The 12,236-nt window shown below is 70.0% G+C and carries 10 protein-coding genes and 1 pseudogene; 1 reads left to right on the forward strand and 10 read right to left on the reverse strand.

Annotation, left to right across the window (positions count from 1 at the left end; translation table 11 throughout):
- Positions 1–165: 165 nt before the first annotated feature.
- The 9 genes and pseudogenes from ACIBEJ_RS43935 to ACIBEJ_RS43975 form a co-directional block, all read right to left on the reverse strand.
- Positions 166–1,161, reverse strand: coding sequence for a LacI family DNA-binding transcriptional regulator (locus tag ACIBEJ_RS43935; protein ID WP_397188918.1), 996 nt, complete (start codon positions 1,159–1,161; stop codon positions 166–168).
- Between the two features lie 152 nt (positions 1,162–1,313).
- Positions 1,314–2,684, reverse strand: coding sequence for a GH1 family beta-glucosidase (locus tag ACIBEJ_RS43940; RefSeq protein WP_397188919.1), 1,371 nt, complete (start codon positions 2,682–2,684; stop codon positions 1,314–1,316).
- The gene (locus tag ACIBEJ_RS43945) at positions 2,681–3,484 is read right to left on the reverse strand and encodes a carbohydrate ABC transporter permease (protein WP_397188920.1); all 804 of its coding nucleotides are present in this window, start codon (positions 3,482–3,484) and stop codon (positions 2,681–2,683) included. The genes ACIBEJ_RS43940 and ACIBEJ_RS43945 overlap by 4 nt, the downstream gene beginning before the upstream one ends.
- The gene (locus ACIBEJ_RS43950; RefSeq protein WP_397188921.1) at positions 3,484–4,413 is read right to left on the reverse strand and encodes a carbohydrate ABC transporter permease; all 930 of its coding nucleotides are present in this window, start codon (positions 4,411–4,413) and stop codon (positions 3,484–3,486) included. The genes ACIBEJ_RS43945 and ACIBEJ_RS43950 overlap by 1 nt, the downstream gene beginning before the upstream one ends.
- Entirely contained in the window at positions 4,410–5,696 is a 1,287-nt protein-coding gene (locus ACIBEJ_RS43955) for an extracellular solute-binding protein (RefSeq protein ID WP_397188922.1), read from the reverse strand. The genes ACIBEJ_RS43950 and ACIBEJ_RS43955 overlap by 4 nt, the downstream gene beginning before the upstream one ends.
- A 194-nt stretch (positions 5,697–5,890) precedes the next feature.
- Complete coding sequence (locus tag ACIBEJ_RS43960; protein ID WP_397188923.1) at positions 5,891–8,368, reverse strand: FtsX-like permease family protein; 2,478 nt, start codon at positions 8,366–8,368, stop codon at positions 5,891–5,893.
- A complete protein-coding gene (locus ACIBEJ_RS43965) occupies positions 8,365–8,535 on the reverse strand; it encodes a PT domain-containing protein (RefSeq protein WP_397189190.1) in 171 nt (56 codons plus the stop codon). The genes ACIBEJ_RS43960 and ACIBEJ_RS43965 overlap by 4 nt, the downstream gene beginning before the upstream one ends.
- Positions 8,536–8,565: 30 nt before the next feature.
- Positions 8,566–9,270: pseudogene (locus tag ACIBEJ_RS43970) on the reverse strand (ABC transporter ATP-binding protein); the annotation flags it as partial.
- Positions 9,267–9,455 (reverse strand): hypothetical protein, encoded by a 189-nt coding sequence (locus tag ACIBEJ_RS43975; protein ID WP_397188924.1) that lies wholly within the window; start codon positions 9,453–9,455, stop codon positions 9,267–9,269. The gene ACIBEJ_RS43975 and the pseudogene ACIBEJ_RS43970, both read right to left, overlap by 4 nt.
- Positions 9,456–9,916: 461 nt before the next feature.
- Between ACIBEJ_RS43975 and ACIBEJ_RS43980 the strand changes: the two genes are divergently transcribed.
- Entirely contained in the window at positions 9,917–10,582 is a 666-nt protein-coding gene (locus ACIBEJ_RS43980; protein WP_397188925.1) for a response regulator transcription factor, read from the forward strand.
- A gap of 317 nt (positions 10,583–10,899) precedes the next feature.
- Here ACIBEJ_RS43980 and ACIBEJ_RS43985 read toward each other — a convergent pair whose 3' ends face one another.
- The gene (locus tag ACIBEJ_RS43985) at positions 10,900–12,222 is read right to left on the reverse strand and encodes an MFS transporter (protein WP_397188926.1); all 1,323 of its coding nucleotides are present in this window, start codon (positions 12,220–12,222) and stop codon (positions 10,900–10,902) included.
- Between the last annotated feature and the right edge of the window lie 14 nt (positions 12,223–12,236).

Below are 12,236 nucleotides of genomic sequence, written 5' to 3' on the forward strand. Positions count from 1 at the left end.
GGATGAAGAACTACAAGATCTTGCGCGACTGCCGGCAGCGAGGCACCGGCCTGCATCACGCCGTTCAAGCCGTCGCCCACCTGCACAATCTCGCCGTGTCGACCTGATCCCGGCAACCACGAATCCAGCCCTGACCTGCCGACACACCGACTTCTGCAACACCCTTTAGGCGGACTCGCGGACGATCAGCTCGGTCGGCAGGATGACCGGGTCGGTGGGACCGTTCTCGAACAGGGCCAGCAGCAGCCGGACCATCGCCGCCGCCTGGTCGAAGATCGGGTGCTTGACCGTGGTCAGCGGCGGCTCGGTGTACTTGGCCGCCTCGATGTCGTCGAACCCCACCACCGCCACGTCGTCGGGCACCCTGCGGCCCGCCTGCCGCAGCGACTGCAGCGCGCCGACCGCCATCAGGTCGTTGGCCACGAAGACCGCGTCCAGCCCGGGATCGTCGTGGAGCAACTGCCGCATGGCCGTCGCGCCCGACTCGCGGGTGAAGTCGCCCACCGCCACGATCGAACGGCGGTCGGAGTCGCGCAGCACGTTGCGGTAGCCGGTCAGCCGGTCCTGTCCGGCGATCATGTCCAGGGGGCCGGCGATGGTCGCGATGCGCCGCCGTCCGGTCTCCAGCAGGTAGCGCACCGCCGACTCCGCGCCGCCCACGTTGTCGTTGTCGACGAACGGGATGTCGACCGGTACGGCCGGCCTGCCGTACGAGACGACCGGCACGCGCAGCCGGGAGACGGCGGCGGGCAGGGGGTCGGCGCCGTGCATGGAGATGAGCATGACCCCGTCCACGTGCCCGCCGGCGATGTAGCGCTCCACGCGCGCGTGGCTCTTGGCCGAGGAGGCCAGCATCAGCACGACCTGCTTGTCGGCCGACTCCAGCTCCACGCTGGCCGTCCTGATCACCGTGGAGAACAGCGGATCCTCGGAGAAGACCCGCGTGGGCGGCTCCGATACGACCAGCGCGATCGAGTCGGTGCGCTGAGTGACGAGGCTGCGGGCGGCGCTGTTGGGCACGTACCCGAGCTCGTCGATCGCCCGCAGCACGGCGTCGCGGATCCCGGGCGCCACCGTCGTCTGCCCGTTGACGACCCGCGAGGCGGTCGCCCGCGACACCCCGGCGCGCGCGGCGACACCCTCCAACGTCGGACGTTTCATCGGATGTATGGCGCCCTGATGGGGTACGCCAATCCTCCCTTCGCCGCACTCACGGAGAACACTGATCGCTTCCGGCAGTATGCACGCACCGGGCCCCCTGACGAGACCGGGCCTCCGGCCGGAGCCGGAGGTCACCGGGCCACGCTAGGAATCTACAGTCCGTTCCTCGCGATGACGTCGCGATACCACAGGGCGCTGTCCTTGGGGGTACGCACCTGGGTCTCGTAGTCGACATGGACGATGCCGAAGCGGCGGCGGTAGCCCTCGGCCCACTCGAAGTTGTCCAGCAGCGACCACACCAGGTATCCGCGCAGGTCGGCGCCCTGCGTCAGGGCGTCGTGGACGGCGCGCAGGTGGCCGTCGAGGTAGGCGAGGCGGTCGGCGTCGTGAACGCGGCCCGACTCCACGACGTCCTCGTAGGCGGCGCCGTTCTCGGTGACCATGAGGCCGACCTGGGGGTAGTCGCGCGCGAGCCGGACGAGGAGCTTGGACAGGCCCGCGGGGACGACGGGCCAGCCCATCGCGGTCCTCGGGACGTCGGCGGCGGTGAAGGCGACGTCCTCCGAGCCCGGCCAGGCCGGGTCAGCGGGGGTGCCGGGGGCGGATTCGACCAGGCAGGGGTTGTAGTAGTTGACGCCGACCAGGTCGATCGGGGCGTTGATCAGCGTCAGGTCGCCGTCGAGGATGTGCGCGACGCCGCCGTTGCGCTCGGCGGTCGCGAGGACCTCCGACGGGTAGACGCCGCGCAGCGCCGGGTCGAGGAACTGGCGGTTGAGGAGCGCGTCGATCCGCCGGACGGCTGCCGCGTCCGCCTCGGACGGCTCCGCCGCGGGGTCGGCGACCTGGGCGGCGGTCAGCACCGGAGCGGCGTTGACCACCAGCATGAGGCTGCGCGCCCCGGCGGCGCGCAACTGCCTGGCCGCCAGGCCGTGGCCGAGCAGCAGGTGGTGGGCGGCGCGCATGGCGGCGGCGGGGTCGGTGCGGCCGGGGGCGTGCACGCCGTTGCCGTAGCCGAGGAACGCCGAGACCCACGGCTCGTTGAGCGTGGCCCAGTGCTCGACCCGGTCACCCAGCCGCGCGTGTACGGCTGCCGCGTACTCGGCGAAGCGGTAGGCGGTGTCCCGGTTGGCCCAGCCGCCCTGGTCTTCGAGGGGTTGGGGGAGATCCCAGTGATAGAGCGTCGCATACGGCGAAATTTCGGCCTTTAGCAGCTCATCTAGGAGTCTGTCGTAAAAGTCGAGACCTGCCTGGTTGATCGGGCCCGAGCCGGTCGGCTGGACACGGGGCCAGGCGATGGAGAAGCGGTAGGCGGCCAGGTTGAGCTCGCGCATCAGCTTCACGTCGTCGGCGTAACGATGGTAGTGGTCGCACGCGACGTCGCCGGTGTCACCGCCGACGACCTTGCCCGCCGTTCTCGAGAAGGTGTCCCAGATCGACTGGCCGCGCCCGTCCTCCCTGGCCGCCCCCTCGATCTGGTAGGAGGCCGTGGCGGCGCCCCAGACGAAGTTTTCCGGGAAAATCATCCCTTAACAGCTCCTTGCATGATTCCACCGATGATCTGCTTGCCGAACACGGCGAAGACCAGGACGAGCGGCAGCGTGCCGATCGCCGTCCCCGCCAGGCCGAGCACGTAGTCGTTGACGTAGCCGCTGGCCAGGGTCGAGAGCGCGACCTGCACCGTGGGGTTGTCGGGGGTCAGCACGACCAGCGGCCAGAAGTAGTCGTTCCAGGCCGACATGAACGTCAGCATCCCGAGCACCGCCATCGCCGGCCTGGCCACGGGCAGCACCACGTGCCAGAACAGCCCCCACGTGGTGGCGCCGTCGACCCGCCCCGCCTCCAGCAGCTCGTTGGGCAGGGCGCGCTCCAGGAACTGCGTCATGAAGAACACCCCGAACGCGTTGACCAGGGCGGGCACGATCAGCGCGTACATCGTGCCGGTCCACTCGACCTTCACCATGAGCATGTAGAGCGGGATGATCCCGAGTTGGGCCGGGACCATCATGGTGCCGACCGTGATCAGGAGCATCGCGTTCCTGCCGCGGAAGCGCAGCTTGGCGAAGGCGAATCCGGCCAGCGTCGACAGGAACATCACCGCCACCGAGATCGCCCCCGCCACCAGCACCGAGTTGGCCAGCGCCAGCCCGAACGGCACGGTGTCGAAGACGCGCGAGACGTTGGCGAAGAAGTTGCCGCCGGGCAGCAGCGGCGGCGGCACCTCGGCCAGCGCCGAGTTGTGCCGCGAGGCCACGACCACGCTGTAGTAGAGCGGGAAGGCCGAGAAGAAGGCCACCGCGATGAGCGTCAGGTACCTGAGCCGCATCACAGACCGCCCTTCATCCGGCGCGTGAGCAGGTAGTTGAGCCCGGCCGCCAGGACCACGAAGACGAACATGACCCAGGAGGCCGCGGAGGCGTATCCGAAGTCGAACTTGGTGAAGCCGTGCTCGTACACGAACAGCGAGAGCGTCTGGAACTGCCGGTCGGGGCCGCCCGTCACGCTGGAGCCCCCGAACAGCAGCGGCTCGGCCAGGATCTGCATCGCGCCGATGGTCGAGACGATCACCACGAAGACGATCGTGGGCCGGATCATCGGCACCGTGATCCTGCGGAGCTGCGTGAGGTTCGACGCGCCGTCGATGGTGGCCGCCTCGTAGAGCTCCCTGGATACGGCCTGCATCGCCGCGAGGAAGATCAGCGCGTTGTACCCGGTCCAGCGCCACATGATCATGACCGAGATGGCGATGTGCGAGGTGGCGGTGCCCGCGGCCCAGTCGATCGTGCCGACCCCGAACCAGCCCAGCACCCAGTTGATCAGCCCGAAGTCCCGGCCGAAGAGCTGGCTGAAGATCACCACGACGGCGACCACGCTGGTCACGTTCGGCAGCAGCAGGCTGATGCGGAAGAACGTCTGCATCCGCAGCGGCCGGTTCAGCAGATGCGCCAGCCAGATGGCCAGCAGCAACTGCGGCACCGTCGAGATGATCCCGATCGACAGCGTGTTGAAGGTGGCGTTCCAGAAGTAGGCGTCACCGAGCAGCGTGCCGAAGTTCCCGAGCCCGACGAAGGTGTGCACGTCGGACAACAGCGTCCACTCGTGCAGCGAAACCCACGCGGTGTAGATGAGCGGGAAGAGCCCGAAGGCGCAGAACAGCAGGAAGAAGGGGGCGACGTACGCATACGGCGACACCTTCATGTCCACGACGTGCCGTCTGCGCCTCCTGGAGAGCGCCCTCAGCGAGATGGCGCTCATTTGATCTTCGCGACGTCCTGGAGGACCTGCGCCCATGACTCGTCGGGCGACTGCTTGCCCTGCTCGACCCGGCCGAGGCCGTTGCCGATCGCGGTGCGTACGTCGGCCTCCTTGGGGCCGAGGTGCTGCGGCTTCAGCGCCTTGGCGGCGTCGGAGTAGATCTTGCCGATCGGGGCGTCGCCGAAGAACGGCTTGGTGAAGGTCTGGATCGACGGGTCGTCGTAGAGCGCGGGGATCGACGGGAAGGTGCCCTCCTCCTTGAAGACCCGGGCCTGGTTCTCCTTGGAGGTGAGGAAGTCGATCAGCTCGGCCGCCTCCTTGGCGTGCTTGCCCTGCTTGGGCAGCATCAGGTGGGAGCCGCCGCTGTTGCCGGAGCCGCCGGGCACGGCCGCGATGTCCCACTTGCCGGAGGCGTTCGCGGCCTGCTCCTGGATGTAGCCGGTCATCCAGGCCGGGCAGATGATCGTGGCGAACGAGCCCTTGGCGAAGCCGGTGTTCCACGGCGGGGAGAAGGCGGCCAGCTTGGCCGACAGGTTGTTCTGGGAGATCTGGTTGGACAGGTCCCAGGCCTTCTTCACGTCGGGGTTGGAGTCCACGATGATCTTGTCGGAGGTGTCGTACAGGCCGACCGGCGCCTGGTTGACCATCGCGCGGAAGATCTCACCGGGCGAGTCCACGAACTTCGCCCCCGCCACGTTCGCCGCCGCGAACTTCTTGCCGGTCTCGATGTAGGACTCCCAGGTGGGCCAGAGCCCCGCGACCTCGGCGCGGTCCGTGGGCAGCCCCGCCTTCTTGAACAGGTCCTTGCGGTAGCACATGGCCAGCCCGCCGACGTCGGTGCCGAGCCCCAGCACCTGCTGGCCGTCCTTGCTGATGCCCTGCTGCCACTTCCAGTCGAGGTAGTCGGCCTGCCGCTTGTCCAGCCCGAACTGCTTGAGGTCGTGGAACTTGCCGGGCAGCGCGGTGAAGGTGCTGACGTAGCCCACCTCGACCGCCTCGATGTCGGCCGCCCCGGCGTTGGTCGCCAGCCGCTTGACCAGGTTGTTGTGGTGGTCGTTGAACTGAGTGACCTGCTCGACGATCTCGACGTTCGGGTGCGTCTTCTTGTACTCCTCATAGAGCGGCTTGAAGCCGAAGTCGCCGAAGAGGCCGACGGTGAGCTTGACCTTCTCGGTGGGCTTCGCGGAGGCGGCGGTGCCGGTGGTTTCGCCGCCGCCCCCGCAGGCGGTGACGGTGAGAGCGAGCATCAGGGGTACGGCGAGCAGGCGCAGACGAGGGGTCATGGAAACCTTCCAAGGCTTTCCTGGGAACGATGAGAGAGCGCTCTCTCAGAGTTATCTCGTCCCTCACCGCAGCTCGTCAAGGGAGGCTAGATAACGATCCGAGCGACAAAAGAGAACGCTCTCTCACAACTCTGCGGCTGTTTGCCCAGGTGGCGCCGGTTGCCCAGTGTCTTTGGGAGCGCTTTCACCCCGCCTCAGGTCACGCGTTCGCTGCGCCGTACCAGTCGCCGGGCGGGCAGGTCGTAGGCCAGCCCGACCACCACGCACACGACCGCCACCGCCGCGGGAGCCAGCCAGAGCGGGCCGGCCGGCCACGGGCGGCCGAGGAAGCCGATGCTCAGGAACAACAGCGGCACCGCGCTCATCACCAGGCCCGCCGCCGACGCCGTCAGCGCGACCAGCAGCGCCTCCCAGCGGATCATCGCGCGGATCTGGCCGGGCGTCGCGCCGAGCCGCCTGATCGCGGTCAGCTCCGCGCCCCGTGAGGCGGTGGTGGCGACCAGCCGGTTCGCGACCGAGACCAGTACGTACCCGAGCAGCACGGCCAGCACCGCGATGTTGATCCACAACTGCGCCGAGGTCTCGCCCGCCTGTGGCGAGGTGGCGGCGGAGGCCAGGGTGAGCGCGGGCCAGCGCTCGGACAGCCGGTTCAGCGCCGACGGGTCGGCCGTGCGCACGAAGACCGACGAGGCCAGATCCGTGGTGGTGTGCCCGGCCACCAGGTCGCGGGCGAGCACGATCGGGCCCAGGCCGAGCGCGCGGCTGTAGGTGGCCACGACGCGAGCTTCGACCTTGGCGCCGTCGCCCAGCACGAGGTCGCGCCGCTCGCCCACCTCGCCGGATCGCTCGTCGATCGCGATCGCCGCACCCGTCAGATCGGCCAGGCTGCCCTTGGTGACGTCCAGGTCGACCAGGTCGCGGGCCTCTGGGCCGAGGACCATCGCGGCGCGCGAGGTGCCCGACTCGGCGCCGTCGCCCAGGGCCAGGCCGCGCCCGATGACGGTCGTGGCCGAGGCGGTGACGGCCGCGCTCACGCCGGGCAGCGCCCGTACCTCGTCGAGCAGGTCGCGCGGGATGCCACCGTAGGCGGGCGCGGTGATGACCGCGTCGGCCTTGAGCGTGCGCGCCGTTTCCTCGGCGGTCGCCCGCATGACGGTGGTGTGGGTCAGCGCGTTGCTGGTCGCCAGCGTGATCACCATGCCGAGGGCGGCCACCGCGCCCGCGGTCCTGAGGGCGTAGCCGTGGGTGTTGGACACCGCCAGCCACAAAGGTGGGGACACGCGCGCGGGCAGGATCCTGACCAGCAGACCCGTGGACCGCTGCACCAGCTTGGGACCCGCCAGCGCCAGCCCGACCACCGCCAGCAACGCGCCCAGGCCGGGGCCCAGCACCGCGATCTCGCCGCGCAGGAACAACGGCATCGTGGACAGGCCCATACCCGCCACGATGATCAGCAGGCCGGCGTTGAACCGCACCGCCGACGGCCGGCGCGGCTCGCTCTGCGCCTCACGCACCGCCGCGACCGCCGGCATCCTCGACGCCGAGATCGAGACCGCCCAGGCCGACACCCGTACCACGCCGAGCAGGACCAGCGCCGCAGCCGCGGCCGGGATCGGGCTGTAGGTCAGCGGGAGGCGCGCGGGCAGCAGGCCCAGGTGGATCAGCAGGTCGCCGAAGTGGGCCGCCAGGTAGTAGCCGGCGGCCGCGCCCGGGATCAGCGCCGCCAGGGCGGCGGTCAGGCCCTGGACCGCGACCAGCTTGCGCACCTGGCGCGGGGTCGCGCCGGCCGCGCGCAGCAGGGCCAGGTCGCGGCGCTGGCGGGTGATCGACAACGAGATGCCGCCGCCGACGACGAAGCCGACGATCAGCATGCTGATGCCGCTGATCGAGCTGGGGAGGGCGATGAGCATGCCTCGGGCGGCGGCCGTACCGGGGGACTCGGCGTCTCCCTTGGCCGGTCCCGTGCGGACCTCGTACCGTCCGCCGAGCTTTCGCTTGACCGCTTCGGCCAGGTCGGCGGGGTCGGTGCCCGGGGCGGCACGCAACGCGACCAGATCCACGGTGCCCGCCCGCGGCCCACTGGTCCGCCCGGCCAGCTCGGCGGCCCTGTTGTCTTGGAAGTACAGGTCAGGCCCCTCCACGAGGCCGCTGACCCGGTATTCGCCTCGATGTCCTCCGGCTACCACCTCGATGGTCGCGCCCTGCCGTACGCCCAGATGCTTGGGCACCACGACCTCATCGTGGGCCCGCGGCGCCCGCCCACTGACCAGCGCACTCCCCGCGAGCACGGCCGACCCCCACCCATGCCCACCACCCAGCGGTGTGGCGGTGCCCCGCGGTGTGGCGGTGCCCAGCGTCAGCGGTGTGGCGGGGAAGGTGACGTCGCCCGTGGCGGAGGCGACGCCGTCGAGACGGGCCAGTTCGCCGGCCAGATCGGCGGGCACCACGGCCCGCTCGGGCAGTGCGAGGGGCAGGTCCTCCTTCTGCGGCAGGCTCTGCGGGGCGGAGACCAGCAGATCCGCGCGAACAAGCCGCTGACCCGTGAGGTCAGAACGCAGCCCCGACTCGATGATCACCCCGGTCCCCGTGACCAGCGCCATGCCCCCGAACACCGCGAAGAACGCCACGACCAGCCCGCCGATCCCCGACATCGCGAGCGCCGTCCTGATCACAACCCACCCCCCACAGTCGGTACGGCGGACTGCGCCCCAGGCCGAGCGGCGGACTGCGCGCCAGGCTGAGCGGTGGGCTGAGCGCCAGGCTGAGCGGTGGGCTGAGCGCCAGGTTGAGCGGCGGGCTGAGCGGTGGGCTGTACGGCGGGTTGAGTGGCGGATCGCATGGCGGGCTGTCCGGCTGCGCCGCCCCGAGCCAGTCGGGTGAGTCGCGCGGCCAGATCCTCCGCCGACGGCGCGGCCAGGACGTCCACCACCTTCCCGTCCGCCATGACCAGCGCGTCGTGCGCACGGGCGGCGGCGGCCGGATCATGGGTGACCATGACCACGGTCTGCCCAAGGTCGTCCACCAGCCCCCGCAACAGATCCAGCACCTGGGCGGCACTACGCAGGTCGAGCGCCCCCGTGGGCTCGTCGGCGAAGACCACGTCCGGCCGCCCGGCCAGCGCGCGAACGATCGCCGCCCGCTGCTGCTGCCCTCCCGACAACTCCGCCGGCCGGTGCCGCAACCGATCCTGAAGCCCCACCCGCTCCACCAGCTCACCGATCCAGGCCCGATCGGGACGCCTGCCCGCCAGCCGTAGCGACAACGTCAGGTTCTCCTCGACGGTGATCGCGGGCAGCAGGTTGTAGGACTGGAAGACGAAGCCGATGTGCTCGCGGCGGAGGATGGTGCGCTTGGTCTCGTTCAGCTTGCCGACATCGACGCCGCCGATCGTGACCGAGCCGGACGTGGGCCGGTCGAGCGCCGCCGCACATTGGATCAAGGTGCTCTTACCCGACCCCGAAGGCCCCATCACAGCCAGAAACCGGCCCCGCGGAAAGCCAAGCGACACGTCGTCCAGCGCACGGAGCTCGCCATACTGCTTGGTGACCGAGGTGAGAGTGACAACGTGGCTCATGCCTTGCGTCCCCTGACATGGCTGACGATGAGCCCACCAATGCACGCGACAGCCACACACCCAGCCACGATGCTGACGGCCGTATACCCGCCGAGAAGGCTCCCGGTGATCACATTGACCACCACACTCACCGTCAGGACCATCCAGAGCACGGCCCGCCACTTACCAGGGTTGATGCTGTTCATACCAAAACCCTAGAAAGCACCCTGAGCAGCAGGAATCCCGCAAGCTACCCACGTCAAGGTAGTGCAGGCAGTAAGACCCCAACCCCACGCCACGACCACCTCCGCGCACCCCACCCCGGCAACCACGCTCCACCCTCGTGCCCCGGCACCACCCCTCCCGCGCCACAACCTCCCGCGCCACAACCTCCAGGGCCAGCACCCCGCGCCGGCACCCCCGCGCCACAACCTCCCGCGCCACGACCCACAGGGCCGACACCCTCCCGCGCCAGCACGCCCGCGCCACCCCTCCCGTGACGACCTGCTTGCCGTCATCCGGACGGCCCCCGCAGCGCTCTTGTGGGCGGAAGCGCGGGCTTGTGCCGGTGTAGCGTCGGGGGCCTGGGGGCGCGCCGCTCATACTGGTACGGGATGACCCTGACCAGCCCCGACGGAGGGCCGTTCGTGATCGAGGTGGAGTTGCCGTGCGAGTCGTGATCGCCGAGGACGACGCGTTGCTGCGCGAGGGCCTGGTCTTGTTGCTGACAGGTGAGGGCATCGAGGTGGTGGCGGCCGCGGGGGAGCCGGAGGGGTTCCTGGCCGCTGTCGAGGAGCATCGGCCCGATGTGGCGGTCGTGGATGTACGCATGCCGCCGACCCACACCAACGAGGGCATCAAGGCCGCGGTCGAGGCCAAGCGGCTGCATCCCGAGCTGGGCGTGCTGGTGTTGTCGGCGTACGTGGAGCAGGCGTTCGCCACCGATCTGCTGGCCGGAGGCACCAGCGGCATCGGGTACCTGCTGAAGGAGCGGGTGGGCAAGGTCGAGGAGTTTCTGGAGGCGCTGCGCCGCGTCGGCGACGGTGGCACCGCGATCGACCCCGACGTGGTCGCCCAGCTCTTCGCCCGCCGCCGCGACCCCCTCGACCAGCTCACCGCCCGCGAACGCGAAGTCCTCGCCCACATGGCCCAGGGACTCGGCAACATGGCCATCGCCGACAAGCTGGTGATCTCGGAGGGGGCGGTGCACAAGCACATCCGCAACATCTTCGCCAAGCTCGGCCTGGCCCAGACCGACCGGGTAGACCGCCGTGTCGCTGCCGTCCTGGCCTACCTCGACAACGCCCCCTCCGACCCAACCCCACCCAAATAACCCCAACCTCCAGCCCCCCGGCCTCCCGTTCCGCCTCAGGATTGAGGACCGAGAGGAGGGCATCGGGCCGTGGAGGACCTCTGACTCTGGAGCGCCCCGAACAGCCGGGCCTTTGAGCGCGCCTGCCCGCGGAACGGCGCGGCGTGGGAGCCCTCGGAGCGCGCCAGCCACTGGCACGGCAGGGACATGCGGGCTGTACCGGGGCAGGGCACTGGCGAAGGCAGGGGCAGAGCCTCGGAGGGCGTTGCGCTGGCTGGTGGGTTGGCGGGTGGAAGGGGCCACCGGAGGCGGTGGGCTGGCTGGGCGGCCGGGGTGGGTTAGGGAGTGGTGGGTTGGGGGGTGGGGGTGGTGGGTTGGTCCAGGGGATGGGCTAGTTCGTCGGCGGGCATGCGGGCCAGCAGGATGGCGATGATGGCGATCGGGAGCGGCAGGATGCCGGCGAGGATGAAGGTCGGGGTCAGGCCGATGGCCACGCTTACCGGGCCGGCCAGCGCCATCGAGACCGGCATGAAGACCAGGGAGACGAAGAAGTCGAGGCTGGAGACCCGGCCCAGGAGTTCGGGGGGTACGCGGCGCTGCAGCAACGTACCCCAGATGACCATGGGGGCGCTGAACATGGCGCCCAGGACGAACGCGGCCAGCACGATCAGCCAGATGTCGGAGGCCACGCCGATGAGGATGAAGGGGAGGCAGGCCAGGCCCCACATGAGGTTCATGGAGGTCAGGTAGCGTCTGGGGAGCTTGCGGGAGGCCATCACGAGGGAGGCCAGGGCGCCGCTGACGCCGAAGGCGGCCATGACGATGGCGTGTTCCTTGGGGCCGCCGCCTGCGCCGTCCTTCACCGCGAAGGGGATGAGGACCTCCATCGGGCCCATCGTGACCAGGATCATCAGCGAGGCGAACAGCAGGGTGGCCAGGAGCCACGGGGTTCTCACCATGTAGACGAAGCCGTCGCGCAGGTCCTTGGCCATGGATCTGATGGGGTGGCTCTTGTCTTCGCTCTGGTCTCTGCGTAGGGGGACTGGGCGCATGAGCACCAGGAAGATCGTGGCCACCACCTGGGTGCCCGCGCCCACGGCCAGGGCGGCGGCGGGGGACTGGGCGGCCACCAGGAAGCTCGCGATCGCCGGGCCCGCGGCCTGCATGATGACCGGGCGCAGGACGCCTTCCACGCCGTTGGCGGCCAGCAGGTGGTCGGCGGGGACGATGGACGGGAGCATCGCGGAGTAGGCCGGGTAGTAGAAGCCGCTGCCTATGCCGCGTACGAACGCCACCACGGCCAGGTGCCAGATGTCGATCACGCCGGTCAGGGCCAGGGCGGCGATCACGATGGCGGCGGTGGCCAGGACGACCTCTGTGGTCAGGAGTACGCGGCGTTGCGGGACCCGGTCGGCCACCACGCCGCCCAGCAGCACCGTGGCCACCATGCCCGCCGCCGCGCCGGTGGAGACGATGGACAGCTCGCCCGCCTTGCCGTCGAGAGCGATCACCTGCCAGACCATGGCCATCAGCCACAGGCCCTCGCCCAGCATGGACGCGGTCAGCGAGCCCGCCAGCAGGCGGTACTGGCCGTGCTGGAACGGGCGGAGCGGCCCGCGCAGCCAGCGCGTGCCCTGTTCGGCGACGGTCGGCTCGGTCATGGTGGAAGTCTCCT

The sequence above is a fragment of the Nonomuraea sp. NPDC050790 genome (assembly GCF_044456745.1).
In the GTDB taxonomy this organism is placed as follows: Bacteria; Actinomycetota; Actinomycetes; order Streptosporangiales; family Streptosporangiaceae; genus Nonomuraea.